Here is a 24470-nt window from a genome sequence, read left to right as displayed (position 1 = left end):
TAGCGACTCAAGTCCTTGCACCCCGATGGGTGCTTTCCTGATATCAGAGGCGATTTTTGCTATAAGAACTACAATTTTCTTGCGTAATTCATTGTGAGCATATTATGGATCCGAAGAAGCTGTTTCACGACACTCGATTTAACGGTGTATGCGTTTATTGTGGTGCATTTCCTGAGACACGAGATCACGTACCCTCAAAGGTTTTACTAGATGAACCGTTCCCTTTGGCGCTACCGGTAGTTCCGTGCTGCAAAACTTGCAACAATAGCTTTTCATTCGATGAATTATATCTTGCATGCTTTATCGAGTGCGTAATTCACGGGACGACCGACCCTGAAAAGATGTCACGCACGAAAATAAAAAGAATATTAGAGGAAAGGCCTCAACTGAGGGATAGCATTGAAAGAAGTAAAAGTCAAAATGGTGAAAATTTAATCTGGATCCCCGATGACACCAAAGTCAAAAATATCATAATGAAGCTTGCTCGAGGCCATGCAGCTTATGAACTCAGTGAACCTCAGATGAGTGCCCCTGAATACATCCGAATAGCGCCCTATGGAACGTTGTCAGAAGAGGAACATGCGGACTTTGAAAACTCGCCCAGCCTGAGTTTATGGCCTGAAATCGGCAGTAGAGCCTTTGTGAACTCCCTGATCGCGAACAACAACATCAATCTAGTGAACGGATGGAGTGTCATTCAGGACTCAACATATAGATATATGGTGTCGTATGAGGATGGCATCAGCATAAAAATCGTGATGAGAGAATATCTATTCTGCGAAATAATCTTCAGCTAAGATTGAATTGAGAATTATGAAAAACTCAGACTAACGAAATTCAAACCGTCCTCAACGACTTACTTTAATTCAGTCGATACACTCTCTATCACCCTAGGGCAGGCAACTGCTGCTGCCATTAGCGCTTCAAGAGTAAACCGACGATAAAACTTTATGAAACCTAAATAAAATGTGTAAGCGACGAAAGCCATACTCAAAACTGCCACAGCAAAAACAAGAACACTGGCACCACTGTATATCAAATGCCAAACCGCGACCCAAAATAAAATCACGAAATAAAACGTCAACGTGCGCATCAGACCAAACAAAGCAACATAGTTCTGCATCTTTGGAACGTGATTCACTGAATATTCAAGAGCAAAATGATAAATAAACAAAAAATAATTTTTATCTCTAACAGGTTCCTTCGGTGGAGACTCTAGACCAGCAAAGCTAGATAGAATCAGTACAACCTTACTTTTTATAATTTCTTTCATCATGGAATCAAGCTCTTTATTTATCAGACCCTTAACCCCCAAGACATAATTAACAAAAAAATCGACCACACTTATCGGCAGTAAAAACAACGCCACAATCGCTCTAACTGAATTTTTCTTAACGCTATCATCACCTGATGTAAAATAACTATCTTGATAGATCCCTAGAAGTGTTTTTGATGGGAATCCATACATCCAATTAAGATGTTTCTCCACCGTCATCGCAGACAAAAAATTTATGAAGTGCCCACTTATGTAAGCAAGTAAAATCAGCGGAGTGTAGAGCTCGACCCCTTTCAGATCTGACACATTTACAAACTTAAACAAGGAACTATCTTTTATTGCGGCATGAGAGGATATGCTGATAAGCAAATAAACAAACAGTGAGCCTGGTACGAAATATCCAAGAAAATCATAAAAAGAGAACGGATTCTGTTTAATTTCCATATCTATTCCGCATTCACAGTTGGAGGATGCCGATTTAGAAGCGTAATACGAGCGTAGCACTGAATCACGCAAAAATTCGTGATCCTCGAGATTCATTCAACTGACGCAGAAGCATCCCCTAACACTCATGCGTTGCCAGCAGTTTTCGGCTCAGAGCCAGGGGATAATCTCTATAAACGCCGGAGCCGCATAATCGCATCTGTCAGGGCCGCCGCATTTGCGTCTAAGGCTTCCATCGCCGTAATAGCGTTAACGGCAATACCCTCTGCTCCGTTTTATGAAAGCCATTTGGTGACCTCCTCTATCGCAGCCGCCAAGGCATGCTGGTTATGCAGAAGCAATGTCAGAGCATCTGCCGCGGCAATGTTGGAATCTGAATCAGATGGCATAAAAGTCGTCCTTGGAGTTCAGTTCGCAAAAGCCTAGCTCATCGTATCGCTGGCAAGGTCAGTCACCCATTCGGCAGCCTCAATTTGCGTACCAAAATAGCGCCCCAGTCCCATCTCAGTCCCATATGGCCTTTTTTCAGACGCCAAAAACCACAACCCCCCGACTTTCTCTAGGAAAATCAGGGGTTTGTGTTTACTGAATATGGCGGTGAAGGAGAGATTCGAACTCTCGATACAGTTTCCTGTATACACACTTTCCAGGCGTGCTCCTTAAGCCACTCGGACACTTCACCGTATCTCTTCAAACATGTTCTGTCTGTCGAGGCGCGCTAATGTAGTCGAAAGCTTTTCCGATGGCAAACTTTTTTTCAGAATTTTCATGCGCTTAAGAGAAAAAACCGTTTTCGCCGTCATCAGGCCATGGCAAACCGGCCAATCTTCGGTGGACTCGCCCCTTCTATATAGAAGGAGAAGCGTCAGCGGTGTGGTGCGCGGTGCCGGGTGAGCGGGTAAAGGGTGACCGGCGGGTCAGTCACGGTGCTTTACCTGGCCTGCCGCGGTGGGTAACGTCTGCCCATCTTTCTTACAAGGAATAGCGTCATGAGTGAGTTGATTGCCTACCACCTCGAAGACGGTATCGCGACCCTGACCTTGAACAATGGCAAGGTCAATGCCATTTCCCCGGACGTGATTGCGGCGTTTAACGCGGCGCTGGATCAGGCTGTGACTGATCGTGCCATCGTGATTATTACCGGTCAGCCTGGGATTCTGTCCGGTGGCTACGACCTCAAAGTCATGACGGCCGGCCCGAAAGAAGCCGTGTCACTGGTCACCGCCGGTTCGACGCTGGCTCGTCGCCTGCTCTCTCACCCATTCCCGGTGATCGTCGCGTGCCCGGGCCATGCTGTGGCCAAAGGTGCTTTTATTCTGTTGTCCGCCGATTACCGCATCGGTGTCGATGGCCCGTTCAGCATTGGTCTGAACGAAGTGCAGATCGGCATGACCATGCACCACGCCGGTATCGAGCTGGCCCGTGATCGTCTGCGTCGTTCGGCGTTCCACCGTTCGGTGATCAACGGTGAGATGTTCGACCCGAAAAGCGCTGTGGATGCCGGTTTCCTCGACAAGGTTGTTACTGCCGAGGAACTGCAAGGCGCCGCGCTGGCCGCTGCGCGTCAGTTGAAGAAAATCAACATGACTGCGCACAAGAACACCAAGCTGAAAGTACGCAAGGCGCTGCTGGAAACCCTCGATAACGCGATCATCCAGGATCAGGAACATCTCGGTTAACGCTCACATCCATGCGCCAAAGAAAAGCCCGACGGTCGTGTCGGGCTTTTTCTTGCACGCACTGTTTACAAATCTTCAACAGCTCTAGGACGCGTTTGCCGACCATTTCGGAAACATGCGCTTAAACATCGGCTATCTCCGGACTCTATAGTGGCAATTGCCGAAAACAGTGCACATCCGTACACTGCGCCACCTTTTGTCCCGGTGGGGCCTGAAAATGCTGTTCGTGTTTCGTATGTTATTGATGGGCCTGCACTTTATTCTGGCCGGTGTGCTTGGGGTGATCCTTGGGCTGTGCCGTCCGTTTAATCCGGACAACAGCCGTTTGTGTGCCCGTCTCTATGCATTGCCGGCGATGTGCATTTTGCGTCTGCGCGTGAAATCCGAGGTCAGCGGCTTGATGAACAAGCCCGACAGTTGCGTGATCATTGCCAACCATCAATCCAACTATGACCTGTTCGTATTCGGCAATGTCGTGCCACGCCGCACCGTGTGCATCGGCAAGAAAAGCCTGAAATGGGTACCGTTGTTCGGGCAACTGTTCTGGCTGGCCGGCAACGTCTTGATCGATCGTGGCAATGCGCAAAAAGCACGGCAGTCGATGCTCACCACCACCCATACGCTGCAGAACGAAGACACGTCGATCTGGGTGTTCCCGGAAGGCACGCGCAACCTCGGCGAGGAACTGCTGCCGTTCAAGAAAGGCGCCTTCCAGATGGCGATCGCCGCGGGTGTGCCGATTGTTCCGGTGTGTGTCAGCAGTTACGTCAAACATATGCGCCTGAACCGCTGGCGCAGCGGGAAAATCCTCATACGCTCGCTACCGGCAATTCCTACTGTCGGACTGACCATGGATGACATGCCCATGCTCATCAGCCAATGCCGCGAGCAGATGCGCGAGTGCATCGAATCGATGGATCGGCAACTGCAAGCCGCATGACAAAACAAAGCCCGCCCCGTGCGGGCTTTGTTTTGCCGGTTGAACTGTGCAGATTTCACTGACTCTGAAACAGCGACACGGCTAAGCTTGAGCCTTGTATTCCCTGTCATCTGCCAATAAGAAGTGAACCACCACCATGGGTCGAGTTGTTGCTGCTGCGGTTTACAGCGCCGGTAAGAAAGTCACTAATATTTCCCTTGATGAGGGCGCAGCCTGGGCCGCGAAAACCGGGCACTTTGTGTGGATCGGTCTTGAAGAACCTGACGCACAGGAACTCGCCAACCTGCAACGTCAGTTCAACCTGCACGAACTGGCCATCGAAGATGCGCTGGAAAAACACAGCCGCCCGAAGCTGGAAACCTTTGGCGACGCTTTGTTTATCGTCACCTACTCGCCCATCCGTGAACATGGCATTTTGCAGTTCATCGAAACCCATATCTTCGCTGGCAAGGGCTACATCATCACGGCCCGCAATGGTCATTCGGCGTCCTACGCCCATGTCCGCCAACGCTGTGAGGCGCGTCCGCTGCTGCTGGAGCACGGGGAAGATTTCGTCCTCTATGCGTTGCTCGATTTCGTCATCGAGAACTATCAGCCTGTGGGCGAGGCAATCCATGCCGAGATCGATGAACTGGAGCGCAATGTGCTGTGCAGTGCGTTGAATGAACACGACATCCAGAAGCTGCATGGTCTGCGCCGTGATGTGGTGCGCCTGCGCCGGTACGCGGCGCCGATGGTGGAAATCAGCGAGGAACTGCAAAAGCTGAGCTTCCCGTTTATCGACAAGAACATGCGCCCGTACTTTCGCGATGTGCAGATTCATGTGACGCGGCAGATGGAGGATCTGACCACGCTGGCCGACATTGCCAGCCAGACCATTGAAATTGGCGTGCTGCTGGAAGCGTCACGGCAGAGTGTGGTGCAACGCAAGTTTGCCGCGTGGGCGGCGATTCTGGCGTTTCCGACGGCGGTGGCCGGGATTTACGGGATGAATTTCCAGAACATGCCGGAGTTGAGCTGGCATTACGGCTATTTCGCCGTACTGGGGTTCATTACGGTGGGGTGTGTCAGTTTGTGGGCGAGTTTCAAGCGGTCGGGATGGCTGTAACAATCGCCAGCAGGCTGGTGCCCACAGGGGTCTGTGTATCAACGCAGATCCCTTGTGTGCACCAGCCTGCTGGCGATGTTTTCAGCTCTGAACAGTATCTGGCTTGTGCGCGACAAACCGCATCATCCACTCCGCAACGGTAGCGCCATGGTGCTCTTGCTCCAGGCTGGCCACGCCTTTGCTGTAGATCTGCGTACCCAACGCTTCCTGGCGCAGATCCAGCAGCGCACGCGAATAGTCGTGAATGAATTCCGGGTGCCCCTGGAAGCACAGCACCTGATCGTTGATGTGATATGCCGCAAACGGGCAGAAGTCACTGGAGGCAATCACCGTAGCGTTTTCCGGTAGCGCGGTGACCTGATCCTGGTGGCTGATCAACAGCGTCAGCTCTTCGCGCACCGGGCTCATCCACGGCGCTTTGGCCGCCAGTTTGTAGTTGTGTGTGCCGACGCCCCAACCCTGCGTCGCACGTTCGCTTTTGCCACCCAACAGCAGCGCCAGCAGTTGATGGCCGAAACACACGCCAAGCAGTTTGTCGCCACGCTCGTAGCGGCTCAGCAGGTAGTGCTTGAGGGTCTGAATCCACGGATCGGTACCGAATGAATCGGCCTTGCTGCCGGTGACCAGATACGCATCGAAGGTCTGCTCGTCACTCGGGTATTCGCCCTGCATCACGTTATACACGGTGAACTCGGCAGCAATAGGCTGCTGCGAGAACAGGCGCTGAAACATCTGCCCGTAACCCTGATATTGATCGACCAGTTCCGGACGCAGGATGTCGGTTTCCAGAATGCAGATGCGTAGCGACATAAAAAATACCTGACACGTGATGGGAATAATGAACACCCCAGAGCCTGCCCTGAAACACCCTGGCAAGGCAAGCCCCGGAATGGATTCCCAGCCTTTAGAACAGCTCTCCTTTCGCCGCTTTTTCAAGCAACAGCACAGGTGGCGCGAAACGTTCGCCATATTGCTCAGCCAGATACTGCGCGCGCGCAACAAAATCCTTCACGCCGTACTGGTTGATGAACTGCAGTGCACCACCGGTCCACGCCGCAAAACCGATGCCGAAGATCGAGCCGACGTTGGCATCCGCCGTCGAGGTCAGCACGCCCTCCTCCACGCAGCGCACGGTTTCGATGGCTTGCACGAACAGCAAGCGATCACGCACGTCTTTCGGCGAAATCTGCCCGTCGGCCTTCTCGAAACGAGTCTTCAGTTGGGGCCACAAATGCTTCTGCCCGCCAACCGGGTATTCATAGAAGCCGCCGCCTGCGGCCTTGCCCGGACGCTTGTATTCGTTGAGCAACAAGTCAATCACCGCGAACGCCGGGTGCGCAATCAGCGGTTTCCCTTCAGCTTGTAGGTCCATGGCAGTTTGTTTGCGGATATGGCTCATCAGGCTGAGGGAAACTTCGTCGGAGATCGCCAGAGGCCCGATCGGCATCCCGGCCTTGCGCGCCTCGGTTTCGATCATTGGCGCACTGACGCCTTCGCCGAGCATGGCGATGCCTTCGTTGGTGAAGGTGCCGAACACCCGTGAAGTGAAGAAACCACGGCTGTCGTTGACTACGATTGGCGTTTTCTTGATCTGCAGGACGAAATCGAAACCGCGCGCGAGGGTTTCATCGCTGGTCTGCGCACCTTTGATGATTTCCACCAGCGGCATTTTCTCCACCGGGCTGAAGAAATGCAGGCCGATGAATTTGCTTTGGTCGGGTACGGCGGTCGCCAGCCCGGTAATCGGCAAGGTCGAGGTGTTGGAGGCAATGACAGCGTCAGCACCAACGACTTTCTGCGCAGCCGCAGACACTTTGCCTTTCAGTTCGCGATCTTCAAACACCGCTTCGATGATCAATTCGCAACCGGCCAGATCGGCATCGTTTTCACTGGGCTGGATTCGCGCAAGCACGGCTTCACGCTGTGAAGTATCCATTTGGCCACGGGCGACTTTCTTGTCCAGCAGCGTCGCTGAATGAGCCTTGCCCTTCTGCGCCGCGGCAAGGTTGATGTCCTTGAGCACCACTTCGATACCGGCCGAGGCGCTGACAAAAGCAATTCCGGCCCCCATCATGCCGGCTCCAAGCACGCCGACCTTGCGCGTGACATACGGCGCTAGACCTTGCGGCCGTGAACCTCCGGCGTTGATCTCGTTGAGTTGAAACCAGAACGTACCGATCAGGTTTTTCGAGATCTGGCCGGTGGTCAACTCCGTGAAGTAGCGGGTTTCGATCAGGTGCGCGGTGTCGAAATCCACCTGAGCACCTTCCACCGCTGCGCACAGAATCTTCTCTGGCGCAGGCAACGTTCCTTGGGTTTTAGTGCGCAGGATCGACGGTGCAATCGCCAGCATTTGCGCGACTTTCGGGTTCGACGGCGTGCCGCCCGGAATCTGGTAGCCCTTCACGTCCCATCGCTGAACCGCCGTCGTATTGGCAACGATCCACGCACGCGCCTTGGCCAACAGATCATCGCGATCCGTCGCCAGCTCATCGATCAAACCCGCCTGTAAAGCCTGTTGCGGACGGACTTTTTTGCCTTCGAGCAAATACGGCAGCGCCTTCTCGATGCCTAGCATGCGCACCATGCGCACCACACCGCCGCCGCCCGGCAGCAGGCCGAGGGTCACTTCCGGCAGACCGAGTTGCACGGACGAATCGTCCAACGCTATCCGGTGATGACAGGCGAGACAGATTTCCCAGCCACCGCCCAACGCCGCGCCGTTAATGGCGGCAACTACCGGTTTGCCGAGGGTTTCCAGGGTTCGCAGCTGCCCTTTGAGCGTCAGCACCATGTCATAGAAAGCCTTGGCTTCAGGCTTTCCGACTTTGATCAATTCATTGAGGTCGCCGCCGGCAAAGAAAGTCTTCTTCGCCGAGGTAATGATGACTCCGGCAATACTGTCTTTTTCCGTGACCAGGCGGGCGACGCAGGCCGCCATGGCCTCGCGGTACACGGCATTCATGGTGTTGGCGCTCTGGCCCGGCATATCAATGGTCAGGACGACAACGCCGTCCTGGCCTTTTTCGTAACGAATGGCTTCATTCATAACAAGGTTCCTTGAATTCGGGGCTCAGAGACGTTCGATGATGGTGGCAATGCCCATGCCGCCGCCGACGCACAGCGTCGCCAGGCCATAGCGCAGGCGCCGGGTTTCCAGTTCGTCGAGCAAGGTACCGAGGATCGCGCAACCGGTGGCACCCAGCGGGTGGCCCATGGCGATGGAGCCGCCGTTGACGTTGACCTTGTCTGGGTCGACCGCCATGTCCTTGATGAACTTCAGCACCACCGAGGCAAACGCTTCGTTGACCTCGAACAGGTCGATGTCTTCCACGCGCAGCCCGGCTTTCGCCAGCGCCTTGCGAGTGGCTGGGGCCGGGCCGGTGAGCATGATGGTTGGATCGGTGCTGGTGACCGCCGTGGCGACGATGCGCGCCCGAGGCTGAAGGCCCAGCGCCCGGCCCTTGGCTTCGGAGCCGATCAACATCAGCGCCGCGCCGTCAACGATCCCGGAGCTGTTGCCCGGCGTGTGTACGTGGTTGATGCGCTCGACATGGCTGTACACCCGCAGCGCCGTCGCGTCGAAGCCCATCTGGCCGATCATTTCGAAACTCGGCTTGAGTTTGCCCAGGCCTTCCAGGGTCGATTCGGCGCGAATGAACTCATCGTGGTCGAGCAGGATGATGCCGTTCTGATCCTGTACCGGCACCAACGACTTGTTGAACGAGCCATCGGCCCGCGCCCTCGCGGCTTTCTGTTGCGAGTGCAGTGCGTAGGCATCGACGTCCTGCCGGCTGAAGCCTTCGAGGGTGGCAATCAGATCGGCGCCGACACCCTGCGGCGTGAAGTGGCTGTGCAGATTGGTCTGCGGGTCCAGCGCCCAGGCACCGCCATCGCTGCCCATCGGCACCCGCGACATCGATTCGACACCGCCGACCACTACCAGGTCTTCGAAGCCCGAACGCACTTTCATTGCACCAAGATTCACCGCCTCCAGCCCGGAAGCGCAGAAGCGGTTGATCTGCACGCCCGCCACGCTGACATCCCAATCGGCCACTTGCACCGCGGTCTTGGCGATGTCCGAGCCTTGATCGCCAATCGGCGTGACGCAACCGAGCACGACGTCATCGACTTGACTGGTGTCCAGCGCCGTACGGTTGCGCAGCGCGGTGAGCAATCCGGCCACCAGATTCACGGGTTTGACGCTATGCAGGGCGCCATCGGCCTTGCCTTTGCCGCGGGGCGTGCGTAATGCGTCGAAAATCAAAGCTTGGGTCATGACGTCCTCGAACCGGTGCGCGGAGTGAATTTCGTGTTGTCACTGTTGCCCCCCAGGGACATGGATTCAATGACCACAGCGCTCAATGACATTGACGTGCACGCTCAGACGGACGGTCATCTGCCCTCGGGTGAACCGGTTCAGGTCGGCGAGTTGTCTAGCAAGCGGGCGGCAACGAAGCTGGCAATACGCCTCATGCCTTTTTGATCGCGTGTAGCAGCAAGTAAATATGAAATGGATCTAAGCCAAGCGTGACGCGGGCCCTAAGGTAAGACATGTACGTCGTCGCTGTCGGGTTTTGCCGAGGCAGGCGTCATTCAACAGGAAGTGCAGCGCTTGCCGTCATGGATATGCAGGCAAGCATCAGGAATAACAATAAAGGCGGTCAAGCCATGTTCAAACAACCGAAAGTTCGTCAAGCAGGACTCATTCTTTTCGCCACGACGCTGTTGTTGATTTTGCCGAACCTGACCAAGGTCATCGGCTGAATCGAGCGGCAGGTGCTGTTGATTGCCTCTAAAAATATGACTGGCCCGCTACCCGGGCCAGCGTGGTTGTGCCAACCTTTCGCACTTCCACGACATGGACGGCGATCATTTGAAAGCGCTCATTGTGTTTGGGGCCCTGCTGCTGAGCATGCCCTTGTCTGCCGCCCAGTTGAATCTTGAACTGGGCGAGAACAGCCGCACCTGGCAGACCGAGCAGCTGCTCAAGCATCCTCAGGTGCAATTTCTCACGGTTAAAAACGATGTGTCCTACAAGAAGGACATGACCTATCGCGCCGTGCCCGTGGCGGCATTGCTGACCGGCATCAAACCTGAAGATCACCTGCAAGCGGTGGCGCTGGATGGATTTGCCGCCGAGTTGGCTGCTGCGCCCCTGCTCAATACAAAAGGTGCGCGGGCCTGGCTGGCGATTGAAGATCCGGCGCAGCCGTGGCCGCCGTTATCGAAGGGCAAGCACAGTGCAGGGCCGTTTTATCTGGTGTGGACGGATCCGCAGGCCGGCAATATCAGCCCGGAGCAATGGCCTTTCGAAGTGGCCAGTATCAAGCGCATGGCGCCAGTGGCCGAGCGCTTCCCTGCCCTGTTGCCGGATCCCGCGCTGAAGGCCGATGACCCGGTGAATCAGGGGTTTGCGCTGTTTCAGAAAAACTGCCTGGCTTGCCACCGCTTGAACGGCGCCGGGGATGCGCAGTTCGGGCCGGATCTGAATATTCCGTATAACCCGACCGAGTATTTCGGTGCGGATTTCCTCAAGCGCTACATTCGTGACCCGCAGAGTTTGCGCCAATGGCCGCAGGCGAAGATGCCGGGGTTTTCGACGCAGGTGTTGCCGGATGGAGATTTACAGATGTTGATCGGGTATTTGCAGCATATGGCTGGGCGCAAGGTTAAGCCCTGATCACCTGTTCAGCATCCCCCCTGCAGGAGCTGTCGAGTGAAACGAGGCTGCGATCTTTTGATCTTTAACATCAAGATCAAAAGATCGCAGCGTGCCGCAGCGCCTACAGAGGGCGGTGTTTATTGCTGTTGCACGGAGATGACGGGCGTGGGTGAGACAAACACCTTCGCATGCATCTGCTCGCACCCCCCGCCCCGACGCATGCCGCGTACCGGGCAGGCATCCAGGTAATCCAGACCCACTGCCAGTTTCAGATGTCGCTCCGGCCGCGCCAGTTGGTTGGTCACGTCGAAGCTGTACCAGGCGTCATCCAGCCAGGCTTCCGCCCAGGCATGGCTGGCCAGGTGTTCGCAATCTTCGCTGTACAAATACCCCGACACATAACGCGAAGGAATCCCCAAACTGCGCGCGCACGCCAGAAACGCATGGGCGTGGTCCTGGCAAACACCCGCACGTCCGGCGAAAGCTTCGGCAGCGCTGGTGTCGACCTCGGTGGAACCCGGCGTGTAAGTCATATGCTGATTGAGGCCGTGCATCAAATCGATCAGCGCGGTGCGGTCGCGGCGTTGTTTGCAGGATTTCGCCGCGAATGCCCGCAGCGCCTCGTCTGCCTCGGTCAGCCGGGTGAAGCGCAAGAATGGCAGCGCTGACTGGCTCTCATGCTCAGCTTCGCGCAATTCGTCGATATCGACCTGACCACGCGCACCGATGATGATCGCTTCGTGCGGCTCGTCCATGGTCAGCACGTGCAGGATGTTGCCGAACGGATCGAGTTGCGCGCGCGCCGGGCGCGGCAGATCGAGCTGCCAGCTCAACACGTGCTGGCGCTCGCTGTCGTGGGGTGTCAGTCGCAGGTACTGGATGCTCGCCCGCACCTGATCTTCGTAGTGATAGGTGGTCTCGTGGCTAATGGAAAGTCTCATGCAGCCTCCAGGTAGGAACTGTGAATGGCGTTGCCCAACTGGCGCACCAGCGGGATGAACTCGGTGAGCCAGGCGTGCAGGCCTTCCTCGAGGATTTCGTTGATGCCGGTGTAGCGCAGGCGCGCGTCCATTTCTGCCGCGAGGCGCTGTGCAGGACGACCGTTGGCTCCCGGCAACTGCGCGAGGATCTGGTCGATCTCCTCGGTGCAGGCGCGCAAGGAACGCGGCACATCCGCACGCAACAGCAGCAATTCGGCGACATGCCGGGCACCCGGCGCATCCCGGTAGATTTCGGTGTAGGCCTCGAACGACGACAAGGCCCGCAATAACGCACTCCATTGGTAGTACGCGTGAGCCGTGCCGTCGCTGACGGCTTCGGCCTGATCGCCAGCCATTTCGTAACGGGCATCGAGCAGGCGCAAGGTGTTGTCCGCGCGCTCGATAAACGTGCCCAGCCGAATGAAGCGAACGCATCGTTACGCATGATCGTGCCGTAGGACGCGCCGCGAAACAGGTGCGAACGCTCCTTGATCCACTCGCAGAAACGGCTCATGCCATAGCGGCTCAGGCCCTGTTCGGCGATGCCGCGGATTTCCAGCCAGGTCGCGTTGATGTTTTCCCACATGTCGGCGGTGATGCGACCGCGCACGGCGTGGGCGCTGGCTCGTGCAGCACCCAGGCAGGAATAGATGCTCGCCGGGTTGGCTGCGTCGAGGGCAAAGAAATGCAACAGGCGTTCGGCATGCAGCGCGCCGTGACGCTCGAGGTAATCATCCAGGGTGCCGGTAATCAGCAGCGGCATGGCCAGTTCGTGCAGACCGTCGCCGCGACCGTCCTGCGGCATCAGCGACAGCGAATAACTGATGTCGAGCATCCGAGCGAGGTTTTCCGCTCGCTCGAGATAACGCGACATCCAATACAGATCCGAGGCAGTTCTACTTAACATGGCAAGCTTCCTTCAATCCTCGACCACCCAGGTGTCCTTGGTTCCGCCGCCTTGGGAGGAATTCACCACCAGGGAGCCTTCACGCAAAGCGACACGGGTCAAACCGCCCGGCACAACCCGGGTTTCACGACCGGACAAGACAAACGGACGCAGGTCGATATGGCGCGGCGCAATGCCGTTTTCGACAAACGTCGGACAGGTCGACAGCGACAGCGTTGGTTGCGCGATGTACGCGTGAGGCTTGGCTTTGATGCGCTCGCGGAAGGCATCGATTTCCGCGGTGGTCGCCGCCGGCCCCACCAGCATTCCGTAACCGCCGGAGCCCTGGGTTTCCTTGACCACCAGATCCGGAAGATTGGCCAATACATGGGAAAGTTCAGACGGATTGCGACACTGCCAGGTCGGCACGTTCTTGAGGATCGGTTCTTCGTCGAGATAGAAGCGGATCATGTCGGTGACAAACGGATAAACCGATTTGTCATCCGCCACCCCCGTGCCGATGGCATTGGCCAGCACCACGTTGCCGGAGCGATAGGACGACAGCAGGCCCGGTACGCCGAGCATCGAATCCGGATTGAACGCCAGCGGGTCGAGGAACGCGTCGTCGAGTCGGCGGTAGATCACGTCCACTGCTTTCGGGCCGTCGGTGGTGCGCATGAAGACTTTGTCGTCGCGCACGAACAGATCGGCGCCCTCCACCAGTTCAACGCCCATCTCCCGCGCCAGAAAGGCGTGTTCGAAGAACGCACTGTTGAAGCGCCCCGGCGTCAGCACCACGACACTTGGGTCGTCGATGGGGCTAGAGCTTTTCAGCGTGTCGAGCAGCAGGTTCGGGTAATGGTCGATCGGCGCGATACGCTGCGCGGAGAACAACTCCGGGAACAGGCGCATCATCATCTTGCGGTCTTCGAGCATGTAGCTCACGCCGCTCGGTGTGCGCAAGTTGTCTTCGAGCACGTAATAGGTGCCGTCGCTGTCGCGCACCAGATCGACGCCGGAGATGTGCGAATAGATATCGCGGTGCAGATCCAACCCTTGCATCGCCAACTGGTATTGCTCGTTGGCCAGCACCTGCTCGGCGGGAATGATCCCGGCCTTGATGATGCGCTGCTCGTGGTAAAGGTCGGCGAGGAACATGTTCAACGCCTTGACCCGCTGGATGCAGCCGCGCTCGACGATCCGCCATTCGCTGGCGGGGATGCTGCGCGGGATGGTGTCGAAAGGAATCAGGCGCTCTGTGCCCTGCTCGTCCCCATAAAGCGTGAACGTGATGCCGGCGCGATGGAACAGCAGATCAGCCTCACGGCGGCGCTGGGCCAGCAGCTCGTCAGGCGTGTCAGCCAACCACCGGGCAAACTCCCGGTAATGCGGGCGGACCTGGCCGCCGGCATCGTACATTTCATCAAAATAGGTGCGGATCATGCCGTACTCCTTGTCACCCGGACATACAGGCCTTCGCAAGGCCCGTGCCATCGGCATAAACGCTTTGATTTCAATCGGTTGGATATTCAAGCCGTGGCCGCCGCACCATTGCTGTGCGCCAAATGCCCCAACCTGATTGCCCCCGCCTCATTGCGACGCAGTGCAGGCGTCTATCACCAGCATAGTCAGAGTTGATTTCACTGCTGGTGGCTGGCTGCGCATAATCGGCGCATCCGCTGAAAAAACTTCCCCGGTGAAGCCTTCAGCTCAACTGATCCGGACTGCCTGAGCAGCCCTCAAAGCCTTAACCCTGACCGGTTTCCTCTCCTTATCGGTCTTCCCTTTTAGCCACCCTCTCCGGTGGCTTTTTTTTGCCTGATCGAAACTTTGTGAAATAAAAACGAAAAGATCGCAGCCTGCGGCAGCTCCTACAGGTGATCGTGTAGGAGCTGCCGCAGGCTGCGATCTTTTGATCTTTGAATAAACAGCGGCCAACCCGAGGGTCAGCCGTTGCCCAACTCTAAATGTGCATGAGATCAATTCAAACGATGGCGGTTGCGCACCTCCTGCTTGACGCCCCAGCCTTCGATGATGCCGCCCAACGGCTCGACCACGGCGGAAAAGCCCTGTTCGAAATCGCCGATATCGTCATAGGTCGCGTACATCACTTTGCTCAATTCCAGAGACCACGCACCATCGTCGCGCGCGCTGACCTGGGCATTGATGGATTCACCACGAAATTTGCCTGCCGCCCTGCGCGCCCGCTCCTCGTCCGGGAAAATGGCGTAGAACTCGATGGGATGGAACCGGGAAAAATCGAAACCGCCTTCTTTCATGCGGCGCAGAACAGTGCTGCTGATGTCTTCTTGATAGGCTGTGCTCATGAATCGTCCCCCTCGGATAGATGGATAGACTTTCCGTATTCCCGCCCCGGGCCTTTGGCCAAAGTACTACGGCAACGTCGTTGCACGCGGGAAACAAGCATGTAGCTGACAAGACCAGACCTTAGCGATCCGTTCGCTGATCTCGCTTGCAGAGTAGCCCCAAGTTAGAGCTGCTGCCAAGGCCTGGTGCTTCAAGTGACAGGAAGAATTTCAGATGGGGGTAATACTGCGGATTTCGATGCTGTTCTGGGTTTTCAGGCTTTTCGCCCCGGCGTCGGGAGTGCGCCCTTCCAGATCGTTCAGATCCAGTGCGGCGGCGACGGGCAGAAGCTTCGCCTTGATCAGTTGAGCGGCCTCATCGTCGCTAGGGCATTCCGCGCGCTCGAACACCTCATCGACAATTTCACCATGATCGTCCACGAAAGTGACTTTCCACTTTTGCATCGGTGCCTCCTCGATCAAACCCGCAAATGGGCTTACACCTAAATCGACTGGTGGGCCGAAAGTTGGTTCAAAAGGATTACAGCGCACGAAGATGAAAAAAACGACATCTACCGTGCGGCGCAAACAAATGTGGGAGCGGGCTTGCTCGCGAATGCGATTTGTCATCCAACAAATTTGTTGGCTGACAGTCCGCTTTCGCGAGCAAGCCCGCTCCCACAGGGGTTTGCAGTGTTCTTTTAGTCGTTGCTTGGCTTGTTGATCGCCTGCAGCACGTACTGCGGCAAGGCGAACGCACCGATGTGGATTTCCGGGTTGTAGTACTTGGTGACGATACCGCTGCCGATAAACCGCTGTTGCAGGGTTTCGCGGCTCAGCTTGCGGTACGCCGGGTTGGTCGAGCCCCAGGCGAAGGTCATCGAACCGCCGATGTAGGTCGGCACGGCGGCCTGATAGAAATGCCAGTCCGGGAACAGGCTGCGCAGGCGACCGGCGGTGGTTTTGACTTCGTCGATCTGCATGAACGGTGTGCCGTTCTGGGTCACGAGAATGCCGCCTTCGTTGAGGCAACGGTGGCAGGCCTGGTAGAAGTTCTCCGAAAACAGCACTTCGCCCGGACCGATCGGGTCGGTGGAGTCAGAGATGATCACGTCGAATTTTTCGGTAGTAGTTGCGACGAAACGCATGCCGTCGTCGATCACCAGGTTCAGACGTGGATCGTCGTAGGCGCCTTTGGAGTGGTTCGGCAGGAATTCCTTGCACATGTCGACCACAGTGCCGTCGATCTCGACCATGGTGATGTGCTCGACACTGCCGTGCTTGGCGACTTCACGCAGCATGCCGCCGTCACCGCCGCCGATGATCAGCACGCGCTTGGCTGAGCCATGGGCGAGGATCGGCACGTGGGTGAGCATTTCGTGGTAGATGAATTCGTCGGCTTCGGTGGTCTGGATCACGCCGTCCAGCGCCATCACCCGGCCCATGCGCGGGTTCTGGAAAATCACCAGGTGCTGGTGTTCGGTGCGCACTTCGTGCAGCAGTTTTTCCATGCGAAAACGCTGGCCGTAGCCTTCGTAGAGGGTTTCCAGGTACTCGCTGGTTTTGGTGACGGTCATGGTCAAGTGCTCCGATGAATGCGCGGGCGCCGATCGTGGGGACGATTGCCCGGGAAAGGCGCGCATTCTACGTTGCCGAAGATGACAGGTCGAACCTCGCGTCATCGAGCGTACGCATAACCCTGTGGGAGCTGGCTTGCCAGCGATGGGGTCAACTCGGTTTGTCAGAGACACCGCGGTGATCCTATCGCTGGCAAGCCAGCTCCCACAGGTTATGTGTTGTTCGTGAGAGCGGATCAGATCCGCACGTTACCCCGCGGCCCGGCGATCGCCCAGATGATCAGGCCCAGCACCGGCAGCAGGATGATCAACAGCACCCAGACAATTTTCATTCCGGTGGAGGTGCCGCTTTTCAGCACATTGATGATGGCCCAGATGTCGAGGGCAAGAATGATCAGGCCAATCAGACCGTTGAACGTGGAACCCATGGTGTCGCTCCAGAATAGTGGCATGCACTTTTAGGATAGACGGTCGCGCGCAGGGTTCCCTTTTATTGCATTCAGACGTGAACGGCGACCTTCAAGGCTTCCAGCGCTGGCGCGGCGGCGATGCCAACTTGCGCGCAAAGCTCCAACACTCGTGGCACGTCGTTACCGTAGACCAACACCATTTGCAGTTCATCGTCGAGCAACTGGCTAAAGTTCATCAGCGTGTAACCGCCGTTTTCCTTGCTCAAGCTGCTCATCTGAACCTGAATACGGTTGAGTGCCGTCAGCGCTTCGGTCTTGGCCAATTGCTTGGGCTTGAGGTTGAAATCAACGCCGGGGCCGAACGAGGCAACGATCTGCGCGAACAGGTCAACGTAGGTGTCAGCCTGAAACAGTACGGTTTCTGGCAGGCTGCCGACCACCACCCACTCTCCCAGCGGGATCGGGAAGGTGTCGTCGTAGTTGATGTCTGGATTGGCTGTCAGAAAAGCATCGGCGTCGGCATAGGCCTGCGCGGCTTCGTCAGCGACCTTCAGGATCTCGTCCTCGCCCATGCAGCCGGAGCTGATTTTGCTGATGAGTTCGACGAGTGCGGCTTTCATGAGGGCGAGTCCTGTGTGGGGATTTTGAGGGCGCGGAGGATAGCGCACAAAGCAAAAGATCGCAGCCTGTGGCAGCGCCTACAGGTTCAGCCTTCACCCGCAAAACAAGGGGCGAACGCGATCAGTGCAGGAGCGGCCGCAGGCTGCGATCTTTTGATCTGATCAGCCCAGCAGTTTTTCCAGCTGCGCCGTGGTATCAACCGCACCCATGGTCCGCGCGGCGTCCAGCGCCGTCACGCCATTGGCATCCTTGGCTTTCGGATCCGCACCCTTGCTGATCAGGTAATCAACGATTGCAACGCGGTTGAACATCGCTGCCATCATCAGCGCCGTGCGGCCATCAAACGATGAACCTTCGATCTCGGCTCCCGCCTCCACCAGCGCCTTGACCACTGGCAAATCACCTTTGAACGCAGCACCGGCAATCGGGCTCTGGCCATTGCCATTGCGCATTTCCGGATCAGCGTTGTGTTTCAGCAACACTTGCACCGCATCCAGATGACCGTAGTAACTGGCTAACATCAGCAGGGTATCGCCTTTGCTGTTCTTCAAGTTCACTGGCAGACCGGCCGTGACCAAGCGATCAAGCATCTCGGCATCACCGTCGCGCGCCTTGTTGAAAACCTGCTCGGTGAATTCGGCAGCTTCCTCAGGGGTCATCTGGCGGCTTTGGTCGGACATGGGGGCAACTCCACTTTCGGTCAATCGGAAAGCCGATAGTTTCCCGAGCGAGAGGAACGCTGTCACCCCCTTTTTCTCAAAACTGTCCATAGCCAGAATCAATAACGGTATTTGCCCTGATGAATTTCCGCCAACACTTGATCCGTCACTTGCACGTAAGTCTGAGTGCCGGGCAACCACGCAAAGATCGGATCATCGCCAGTCTGGGCGGGGTCGAAACCTTCATTTTTCAGGCGCGTTTTCTGGTACTTGAAGGTACCGGTGGTTTCCATTTTCACCTTGACCCGCAGGAACAACGGCACGGCGTAGGCTGGCATGCGTTGCCGGGCGAAGGTCAATAACTCGGCGAAATCCAGCGTAGCAAGGGATTCTGCCGGCGTGATCGCAGCCATGCCCGCGCGCCCGTTGGTGTTGCGAATCTCGACCCCATAAGCCACCGCCTCGCAGATGTGCGGATGCTGTAACAACAGGTTTTCAACTTCCGTGGTGGAAACGTTTTCGCCATTCCAGCGGTAGGTGTCACCGAGGCGATCAACAAACTGTGCATGACCGAAGCCAATATTGCGCAGCAGATCGCCGGTGTTGAAGAACCGGTCGCCCTTGGTAAACACATCGTGCAGCACAACCTTGGCAGTTTTCTGCGGATCGGTGTAGCCATCCAGCGGCGCCTTCTCGTCGATGCGCGCCAGCAGCAGGCCCTGCTCGCCCTTGCCAACCTTGCGCATGAAACCGTCATCACCGCGGATCGGCTGGCCACTGTCATGGTCGTAAGCGACCAGTTCCCAGGCCATCAGGGAAAAACCGATGGTGTTGTCGAAGTTGAGAATATTGGTGAAGCCGATATTGCCGTCGCTCGCCGCATAGAGCTCGCAGATGTGATCCACCGCAAAGCGTGTCTTGAACTCGGCCCACGCGCCGGGGCGCAGGCCGTTGCCGATCATCTTGCGTACGTCGTGACGGCTGTCGTCGGCACAGGCCGGTTGATCGACCAGATAGCGGCACAGCTCGCCGACATAACCAATGGTGGTCGCGCGATAGCGACGCACGTCGCTCCAGAACTGACTGGCGCTGAACTTGCGGCGGATCGCAAAACCCGAGGCACCGTTGATCGCCGAGCCCCAGCACACGCAAAGACCTGTGGCGTGGTACAGCGGCAAGGTGCAGTAGACGACGTCATCGGGGCGCATGTTCAGGGCGATCATGCCGAAGCTGGCGGAGCTGCGCATCCAGCGGCCGTGCTTGAATACGCCGGCCTTGGGCAAGCCGGTGGTACCGGAGGTGTAGATATAGAAACAGGGATCGTCGAAAAATACTTGCTGGCTGCTCGGCGGATTATCGCTGCAAGCATCGGCACTGGCGCTGATCAGATTGACGTAGCCTTCGGGTGCAATGCCCGGATGGCTGTAGGTGTCCTGATCCGCGACAAACCAGGTGCGTTGCGCTGCAACCGACACCTGGTCGCGCACCGCTGCAAACGCTGGCAACAACTCTTCACCGACCACAATCGCCACCGGTGCCACCAGATTCACACTGTGGATCAACGTGTCGCGGGTCTGCGAAGTATTGAGCAGTGCGCTGACCGCACCGACCTTGGCCAGCGCCAGAATCGTCACCAGCAATTCCGGGCGGTTCTCGATGAACACCGCCACCACGTCGCCCTTGCCGATGCCCTGCCCGTTCAGATAGTGGGCGATGCGGTTGGCCCACTGGTTGACCTGCGCATAGGTCAGCAAGACATCGCCCTGCAATAACGCCGGGCCGTCGGGATTACGCAAAGTCGCTTGTTCGAACGTCCAGCCAAGGCCACAGCTTTGGGTCGGATCCGTGACGTTGGCCACCTTCATGCCTTTGACCACCCTCGGGATGGCTTTGGCGATCATCGGCAGTTTGCGGAGCATCATGCCCCAGGTAATCGTGTCGCTTGGCGCGTGACTCATGGAAGCTCCCCGTTCGACCTTGGCGTGCTGGCCGATGTTTTTATTGTCGGGCTAATGCGACCGGTGCTTTATGAGCGAGGGTCGAGACCGAAAATACGTTAGCGCTTCTCGGGCTGTACATGCGGTTTTTGCAATGTTTTGTATCCACAGGCTCAACGGCGTCGGCGATGATCCTGGCTTTACCAATTGGTTCCGTAGAATCGACAAGGATCCCGCAAAATGCAGGATGCACGATGGCCATTCATGCAGATTGCACGACCACTTTAAACTTATCTTTTTTTAACTTATTGATTTATAAAGATTTTTAAATTTTAGACTGCTGGCACAATCACTGCAACCTCCTCTGCATGCTTGCCATTCAAGTGCATACGGAGCTGAAAAACATGAGCCTGATCCAAGAAAAATTTACCTCCCTGTTCTCCAACTTCGACGTCACCACTGCGCCGCGTCCCGATGGCGGGATTCTGCTGACCCTGCGTAGCGCCGACGGCAAAGTGTTCAAACGTGCACTCACGTATCAGCAACTGCATGCCGGCGACCAACTGTCGTGGGCGATCAGTGCCATTCGCCGTGACTTGGCTGAACAAGCCAGTGAGCTGCCGCAAATTGCAATGCTGCAGAGCCAGCAGCGCTTTGCTCTGCCGACGTATCATTCGCTGTAATTTTTAAATCGCTTTAAACAAAACAGGCCGTGGAGCATGCGCTTCACGGCCTGTTTATATTTTGCGGCTAACACAAAACACTGTGGGAGCGGGCTCGCTCGCGAAAGCGGTGTGCCAGGCATGCTGCATTCGTCTGATACACCGCTTTCGCGAGCAAGCCCGCTCCCACATTGGTTGTGCGTTGTGCTTAAAACGCTTCCGGTTCTATGCCGGTGAAACTGTCGACCGTCACATGCCCCGCTAATTCGCCGCCCTCACGGGCCAGACCGCAGGTTTGCAACCCGGCAGCCTGCGCAGCATCGAGTTCTTGCACGATGTCCGACAGGAACAGGATTTCCCCCGGCTCAACGCCAATCGCCTGCTGAATGTTGGTGTAAGACTGTGCCTCACGCTTGGGCCCCGACGTGGTGTCGAAATAACCGCTGAACAGCGGCGTCAGGTCTCCCGCCTCGGAACAACCGAAAATCAATTTCTGCGCCTGAATCGATCCCGATGAATACACAAACAGTTGATAACCCGCCGGCTGCCAGCGTTTAAGCGCTTCAACGGCATCCGGGTAAACATGCCCCTTCAACTGCCCGGCCTGATAGCCCTGTTCCCAGACCATGCCTTGCAATGCCTTGAGCGGCGTGGCTTTGCGGTCTTCGGCAATCCAGTTCAAGAGGATTTCAACGACACGCTCAACGTCAGCCTGTGGCTCGTTGCTGTCACGGCGCACGGCGTCGAGTTGCTCGGCGACATCGGCCCGTTCGGCGTTCTGCCGCACGAAGTCCGGCAGATGTTTGGCCGCATACGGGAACAGCACGTCGAAAACGAAACTCACCGCGCTGGTGGTGCCTTCGATGTCGGTGAGGATGACTTTGATCGACATCGGCTCAGTCCTCCAGACGCGGGAAGCGGCCGGCGATGTCTTCGCCGGTGAAATTCGCGACCCAGCCGTCAGGGTTGTTGAACAGACGGATCGCCACGAAGTGCGGATGCTCGCCCATGTCGAACCAGTGTTTGGTGCCGGCTGGCACTGAGATCAGGTCATTCTTTTCGCACAGTACGGCGTAGACGTAATCGTCGATGTGCAAGGTAAACAGCCCACGGCCGGCGACGAAAAATCTGACTTCGTCTTCACCGTGGCGGTGTTCTTCAAGGAACTTGGCGCGCAGCTCGGCTTTTTGCGGGTGATCGCTGTTGAGGCTGATCACGTCGACGGTGATGTAACCGCGTTCGGTCATCAGCTTGTCGATCTGCTCCTGGTAAGCGCTGATCACTTCTTCCTGGGTGGCGCCGGGCTGGATCTTCGCGGCGGCTTGCCAGCGGTCGAAACGCACGCCCTGCTCGGCCAGGGTCGAAGCGATGTCTTCGAAATGGGTCAGCACCTTGTTCGGAATGTCGGGGCTGGAAACGTGATAGACGGACAGGCTGCTCATTGGGGCAATTCCTCGGTATCGGCCTTGCCGTCCGGCTCTTGCAGACCGGTCGGGCACAGCATTTCATCAGGCAAATGGGCTGGTTCTGGTGAAGTCAGCCTTGGCGGTTCATGACGCTGCGGGTTTTCAACTCGCATTCAAACAGGAATTCAAAGGCCTCGATCTGGCGCAGCGCGTCGTTCATTTGCGCGCCCCAGGTGTAGAGGCCGTGGCCGCGAATCAGATAACCGACGCAATCAGGATGGGCGTCGAGCCAAGGCTGCACCTTGGCGGCGAGGCGCGCAATGTCCTGATCGTTGTCGAAAATCGGCACGCGCACCCGCGATTCATGGGTCGAGATGCCGCTGAAGGCTTTTTGCAGCTCGTAGTCTTCGAACTCGATAAAGTCTTCCGGGGTAAGCCGTGACAGCACCGTGGCATTCACCGAATGGGTGTGCAGTACGGCGCCGATCTCCGCGCGCCAGCTATAGAGCTGAGTGTGCAGCAGGGTTTCGGCGGAGGGTTTTTTGCCCGGTTCCAGGCTATTGCCGCAAAGGTCTGTGGCCAGCACATCGTCCAGACCCAACTGGCCTTTGTGCTTGCCGGATACAGTCAGCAGCGCTTCGCTCGGCGACAGACGCGTCGAATAGTTGCTGCTGGTGGCCGGCGACCAGCCGCGACCATAAAGAAAACGCCCGGCGTCGACGATTTGCTGGGCGAGTTGTTCACGCGTAAGGCTCATGGCCTGTCCTCTTGCATACGTGTGGCAATGATAACGGCAGCAGCGAGCGCCGCGAGACTGGCAATACTAAAGGTCAATGTCGCACCGAGGGCATTCCAGCTGTAGCCGGAATACAACGCGCCCAGCGCACCGCCGGTGCCGGCCAGTGCCGCATACAACGCCTGGCCCTGACCTTGCTGGCGCGGGCCAAAGCTACGTTGCACGAACGCGATGGCCGCGGCGTGAAAACTGCCAAAGGTCGCCGCGTGCAGAATCTGCGCGAACAGCAGCATCCAGAGAAACTCGGCGAACGAACCTAGCAGCAACCAGCGCAACGCCGCCAGCAGAAAACTCGCCATCAACACCCGGCGCACCGAGAAGCGCGCCAGAATCCGGCTCATGGCCATGAACATCAGCACTTCGGCGACCACACCGACCGCCCAGAGCATGCCGATCACGCCGCGACTGTAGCCGAGGCGCTCCAGGTGCAAGGTCAAAAACGTGTAATAAGGCCCGTGACTCATCTGCATCAGCGCAACGCAGCCGTAAAACGCCAGCACGCCGGGACTGCGCAACTGCTTGAGAAAGCCCTCCCCGCTCGGTCGATTGCCCTGCGCCGGCTGCGCGTTCGGCACCCACAAGCTGCTGAGGACAATGCCGGCCATGATCAGCACCAGCGCCGCCGGATAGATGTCCAGGCTCAGCCATTCGAACAGCCGACCCAACGCGACCACGGTGATGATGAAACCGATCGAGCCCCACAGGCGGATCTGGCTGTAACGGGAGGTCTGGCCCTGTAAATGCGCCAGCGTGATGACTTCAAACTGCGGCAACACCGCGTGCCAGAAGAACGCGTGCAACGCCATGACCATCGCCAGCCAGGCGTAGGTCTTGCTGACGAAAATCAGCGAGAACGTCAGCAGCGTACACACCGCGCCGAAGCGCACGATGGCCAGGCGTTTGCCGGTGTAATCGCCGAGCCAGCCCCAGATGTTTGGCGCCACGCAGCGCATCAGCATCGGGATCGCCACCAGCTCGCCGATACGTGCGGCGCTGAAGCCAAGGTGATCGAAATACAGCGCCAGAAACGGCGCCGTCGAGCCGAGCAAGGCGAAATAGAACAAATAGAAACTGGACAGTCGCCAGTAAGGGAGCGCCGCCACGCCGGTTACGCCGTG

Annotated in this window: 24 protein-coding genes, 1 tRNA gene and 2 pseudogenes; 7 read left to right on the top strand and 20 right to left on the bottom strand. The window is 57.0% G+C overall.

Annotated features, from left to right (window positions below):
• The first annotated feature begins 104 nt into the window (after positions 1-104).
• A complete protein-coding gene (locus ATI02_RS29100) occupies positions 105-797 on the top strand; it encodes a hypothetical protein (protein WP_100848075.1) in 693 nt (230 codons plus the stop codon).
• A gap of 59 nt (positions 798-856) precedes the next feature.
• Here the strand turns inward: ATI02_RS29100 and ATI02_RS29095 are convergent, their stop codons facing one another.
• The 3 genes and pseudogenes from ATI02_RS29095 to ATI02_RS29085 form a co-directional block, all read right to left on the bottom strand.
• On the bottom strand, positions 857-1720 hold the full coding sequence (locus tag ATI02_RS29095; protein ID WP_100848074.1) for a hypothetical protein: 864 nt from the start codon (positions 1718-1720) through the stop codon (positions 857-859).
• 170 nt (positions 1721-1890) lie between these two features.
• A pseudogene (locus ATI02_RS32960) lies at positions 1891-2109 on the bottom strand (hypothetical protein).
• 203 nt (positions 2110-2312) lie between these two features.
• A tRNA-Ser gene (locus ATI02_RS29085) sits at positions 2313-2402 on the bottom strand.
• Between the two features lie 307 nt (positions 2403-2709).
• Between ATI02_RS29085 and ATI02_RS29080 the strand changes: the two genes are divergently transcribed.
• The 3 genes from ATI02_RS29080 to ATI02_RS29070 all read left to right on the top strand — a co-directional run bounded on the left by ATI02_RS29080 (position 2710) and on the right by ATI02_RS29070 (position 5447).
• Positions 2710-3399 (top strand): crotonase/enoyl-CoA hydratase family protein, encoded by a 690-nt coding sequence (locus ATI02_RS29080; protein WP_095191316.1) that lies wholly within the window; start codon positions 2710-2712, stop codon positions 3397-3399.
• Positions 3400-3616: 217 nt separating this feature from the next.
• Positions 3617-4339: a lysophospholipid acyltransferase family protein gene (locus tag ATI02_RS29075; RefSeq protein ID WP_095191315.1), complete on the top strand. Its 723-nt coding sequence runs from the start codon at positions 3617-3619 to the stop codon at positions 4337-4339.
• 136 nt (positions 4340-4475) lie between these two features.
• Complete coding sequence (locus ATI02_RS29070) at positions 4476-5447, top strand: magnesium and cobalt transport protein CorA (protein WP_100848073.1); 972 nt, start codon at positions 4476-4478, stop codon at positions 5445-5447.
• Between the two features lie 81 nt (positions 5448-5528).
• On the opposite strand, the gene ATI02_RS29065 is transcribed toward ATI02_RS29070, so the two are convergent.
• From ATI02_RS29065 to ATI02_RS29055, 3 genes are all read right to left on the bottom strand, one after another.
• Complete coding sequence (locus ATI02_RS29065) at positions 5529-6257, bottom strand: amidotransferase (protein WP_095191313.1); 729 nt, start codon at positions 6255-6257, stop codon at positions 5529-5531.
• A 94-nt stretch (positions 6258-6351) separates the two neighbouring features.
• Complete coding sequence (locus tag ATI02_RS29060; RefSeq protein ID WP_100848072.1) at positions 6352-8496, bottom strand: 3-hydroxyacyl-CoA dehydrogenase NAD-binding domain-containing protein; 2145 nt, start codon at positions 8494-8496, stop codon at positions 6352-6354.
• Positions 8497-8520: 24 nt separating this feature from the next.
• Entirely contained in the window at positions 8521-9726 is a 1206-nt protein-coding gene (locus tag ATI02_RS29055; protein ID WP_095191311.1) for an acetyl-CoA C-acetyltransferase, read from the bottom strand.
• 275 nt (positions 9727-10001) lie between these two features.
• Here ATI02_RS29055 and ATI02_RS32175 point away from each other — a divergent pair, with 275 nt between their 5' ends.
• Together ATI02_RS32175 and ATI02_RS29050 are read left to right on the top strand one after the other, a co-directional pair.
• Complete coding sequence (locus ATI02_RS32175; RefSeq protein WP_141233157.1) at positions 10002-10214, top strand: hypothetical protein; 213 nt, start codon at positions 10002-10004, stop codon at positions 10212-10214.
• Between the two features lie 94 nt (positions 10215-10308).
• On the top strand, positions 10309-11130 hold the full coding sequence (locus ATI02_RS29050) for a c-type cytochrome (protein WP_100848071.1): 822 nt from the start codon (positions 10309-10311) through the stop codon (positions 11128-11130).
• Between the two features lie 119 nt (positions 11131-11249).
• Here ATI02_RS29050 and ATI02_RS29045 read toward each other — a convergent pair whose 3' ends face one another.
• From ATI02_RS29045 to ATI02_RS29000, 10 genes and pseudogenes are all read right to left on the bottom strand, one after another.
• A complete protein-coding gene (locus ATI02_RS29045) occupies positions 11250-12053 on the bottom strand; it encodes a transglutaminase family protein (RefSeq protein WP_095191309.1) in 804 nt (267 codons plus the stop codon).
• Positions 12050-12999 (bottom strand): annotated as a pseudogene (locus ATI02_RS29040) (alpha-E domain-containing protein). The gene ATI02_RS29045 and the pseudogene ATI02_RS29040 overlap by 4 nt, the downstream one beginning before the upstream one ends.
• Positions 13000-13011: 12 nt before the next feature.
• Complete coding sequence (locus ATI02_RS29035; protein ID WP_095191308.1) at positions 13012-14421, bottom strand: circularly permuted type 2 ATP-grasp protein; 1410 nt, start codon at positions 14419-14421, stop codon at positions 13012-13014.
• 536 nt (positions 14422-14957) lie between these two features.
• Complete coding sequence (locus tag ATI02_RS29030) at positions 14958-15305, bottom strand: ribonuclease E inhibitor RraB (RefSeq protein WP_095191307.1); 348 nt, start codon at positions 15303-15305, stop codon at positions 14958-14960.
• A 210-nt stretch (positions 15306-15515) separates the two neighbouring features.
• Positions 15516-15749, bottom strand: coding sequence for a hypothetical protein (locus ATI02_RS29025; RefSeq protein ID WP_095191306.1), 234 nt, complete (start codon positions 15747-15749; stop codon positions 15516-15518).
• 236 nt (positions 15750-15985) lie between these two features.
• Complete coding sequence (speE, locus tag ATI02_RS29020) at positions 15986-16861, bottom strand: polyamine aminopropyltransferase (RefSeq protein ID WP_095191305.1); 876 nt, start codon at positions 16859-16861, stop codon at positions 15986-15988.
• Between the two features lie 236 nt (positions 16862-17097).
• Positions 17098-17289, bottom strand: a complete 192-nt coding sequence (locus ATI02_RS29015; protein WP_039763840.1) for a PLDc N-terminal domain-containing protein — start codon at positions 17287-17289, stop codon at positions 17098-17100.
• A gap of 71 nt (positions 17290-17360) precedes the next feature.
• Positions 17361-17891, bottom strand: a complete 531-nt coding sequence (locus tag ATI02_RS29010; protein WP_095191304.1) for a hypothetical protein — start codon at positions 17889-17891, stop codon at positions 17361-17363.
• 162 nt (positions 17892-18053) lie between these two features.
• Positions 18054-18572 (bottom strand): ankyrin repeat domain-containing protein, encoded by a 519-nt coding sequence (locus ATI02_RS29005; RefSeq protein ID WP_095191303.1) that lies wholly within the window; start codon positions 18570-18572, stop codon positions 18054-18056.
• Between the two features lie 98 nt (positions 18573-18670).
• The gene (locus ATI02_RS29000; RefSeq protein WP_100848070.1) at positions 18671-20509 is read right to left on the bottom strand and encodes a long-chain-acyl-CoA synthetase; all 1839 of its coding nucleotides are present in this window, start codon (positions 20507-20509) and stop codon (positions 18671-18673) included.
• Between the two features lie 383 nt (positions 20510-20892).
• Here ATI02_RS29000 and ATI02_RS28990 point away from each other — a divergent pair, with 383 nt between their 5' ends.
• Entirely contained in the window at positions 20893-21171 is a 279-nt protein-coding gene (locus ATI02_RS28990; RefSeq protein ID WP_095191301.1) for a DUF3509 domain-containing protein, read from the top strand.
• A gap of 187 nt (positions 21172-21358) precedes the next feature.
• Here the strand turns inward: ATI02_RS28990 and mtnC are convergent, their stop codons facing one another.
• The 4 genes from mtnC to ATI02_RS28970 form a co-directional block, all read right to left on the bottom strand.
• Complete coding sequence (gene mtnC, locus ATI02_RS28985) at positions 21359-22042, bottom strand: acireductone synthase (RefSeq protein WP_095191300.1); 684 nt, start codon at positions 22040-22042, stop codon at positions 21359-21361.
• 4 nt (positions 22043-22046) lie between these two features.
• Positions 22047-22592 (bottom strand): 1,2-dihydroxy-3-keto-5-methylthiopentene dioxygenase, encoded by a 546-nt coding sequence (locus ATI02_RS28980; RefSeq protein ID WP_095191299.1) that lies wholly within the window; start codon positions 22590-22592, stop codon positions 22047-22049.
• 94 nt (positions 22593-22686) lie between these two features.
• Positions 22687-23313: a methylthioribulose 1-phosphate dehydratase gene (locus tag ATI02_RS28975; RefSeq protein WP_095191298.1), complete on the bottom strand. Its 627-nt coding sequence runs from the start codon at positions 23311-23313 to the stop codon at positions 22687-22689.
• Complete coding sequence (locus ATI02_RS28970) at positions 23310-24455, bottom strand: MFS transporter (protein ID WP_100848068.1); 1146 nt, start codon at positions 24453-24455, stop codon at positions 23310-23312. The genes ATI02_RS28975 and ATI02_RS28970 overlap by 4 nt, the downstream gene beginning before the upstream one ends.
• Positions 24456-24470 lie beyond the last annotated feature (15 nt).

It is taken from the genome of Pseudomonas baetica (genome assembly GCF_002813455.1).
GTDB classification, from domain to species: domain Bacteria; phylum Pseudomonadota; class Gammaproteobacteria; order Pseudomonadales; family Pseudomonadaceae; genus Aquipseudomonas; species Aquipseudomonas baetica.
Note: the sequence above shows the minus strand (reverse complement) of the source record. Positions and strands in the feature narration are given on the sequence as shown.

Coding starts and splice junctions, on each gene's coding strand:
- ATI02_RS29100 (WP_100848075.1), top strand. CDS start 105: ATGGATCCGAAGAAGCTGTTTCACGACACTCGATTTAACGGTGTATGC.
- ATI02_RS29095 (WP_100848074.1), bottom strand. CDS start 1,720: ATGGAAATTAAACAGAATCCGTTCTCTTTTTATGATTTTCTTGGATAT.
- ATI02_RS29080 (WP_095191316.1), top strand. CDS start 2,710: ATGAGTGAGTTGATTGCCTACCACCTCGAAGACGGTATCGCGACCCTG.
- ATI02_RS29075 (WP_095191315.1), top strand. CDS start 3,617: ATGCTGTTCGTGTTTCGTATGTTATTGATGGGCCTGCACTTTATTCTG.
- ATI02_RS29070 (WP_100848073.1), top strand. CDS start 4,476: ATGGGTCGAGTTGTTGCTGCTGCGGTTTACAGCGCCGGTAAGAAAGTC.
- ATI02_RS29065 (WP_095191313.1), bottom strand. CDS start 6,257: ATGTCGCTACGCATCTGCATTCTGGAAACCGACATCCTGCGTCCGGAA.
- ATI02_RS29060 (WP_100848072.1), bottom strand. CDS start 8,496: ATGAATGAAGCCATTCGTTACGAAAAAGGCCAGGACGGCGTTGTCGTC.
- ATI02_RS29055 (WP_095191311.1), bottom strand. CDS start 9,726: ATGACCCAAGCTTTGATTTTCGACGCATTACGCACGCCCCGCGGCAAA.
- ATI02_RS32175 (WP_141233157.1), top strand. CDS start 10,002: ATGTACGTCGTCGCTGTCGGGTTTTGCCGAGGCAGGCGTCATTCAACA.
- ATI02_RS29050 (WP_100848071.1), top strand. CDS start 10,309: ATGGACGGCGATCATTTGAAAGCGCTCATTGTGTTTGGGGCCCTGCTG.
- ATI02_RS29045 (WP_095191309.1), bottom strand. CDS start 12,053: ATGAGACTTTCCATTAGCCACGAGACCACCTATCACTACGAAGATCAG.
- ATI02_RS29035 (WP_095191308.1), bottom strand. CDS start 14,421: ATGATCCGCACCTATTTTGATGAAATGTACGATGCCGGCGGCCAGGTC.
- ATI02_RS29030 (WP_095191307.1), bottom strand. CDS start 15,305: ATGAGCACAGCCTATCAAGAAGACATCAGCAGCACTGTTCTGCGCCGC.
- ATI02_RS29025 (WP_095191306.1), bottom strand. CDS start 15,749: ATGCAAAAGTGGAAAGTCACTTTCGTGGACGATCATGGTGAAATTGTC.
- speE (WP_095191305.1), bottom strand. CDS start 16,861: ATGACCGTCACCAAAACCAGCGAGTACCTGGAAACCCTCTACGAAGGC.
- ATI02_RS29015 (WP_039763840.1), bottom strand. CDS start 17,289: ATGGGTTCCACGTTCAACGGTCTGATTGGCCTGATCATTCTTGCCCTC.
- ATI02_RS29010 (WP_095191304.1), bottom strand. CDS start 17,891: ATGAAAGCCGCACTCGTCGAACTCATCAGCAAAATCAGCTCCGGCTGC.
- ATI02_RS29005 (WP_095191303.1), bottom strand. CDS start 18,572: ATGTCCGACCAAAGCCGCCAGATGACCCCTGAGGAAGCTGCCGAATTC.
- ATI02_RS29000 (WP_100848070.1), bottom strand. CDS start 20,509: ATGAGTCACGCGCCAAGCGACACGATTACCTGGGGCATGATGCTCCGC.
- ATI02_RS28990 (WP_095191301.1), top strand. CDS start 20,893: ATGAGCCTGATCCAAGAAAAATTTACCTCCCTGTTCTCCAACTTCGAC.
- mtnC (WP_095191300.1), bottom strand. CDS start 22,042: ATGTCGATCAAAGTCATCCTCACCGACATCGAAGGCACCACCAGCGCG.
- ATI02_RS28980 (WP_095191299.1), bottom strand. CDS start 22,592: ATGAGCAGCCTGTCCGTCTATCACGTTTCCAGCCCCGACATTCCGAAC.
- ATI02_RS28975 (WP_095191298.1), bottom strand. CDS start 23,313: ATGAGCCTTACGCGTGAACAACTCGCCCAGCAAATCGTCGACGCCGGG.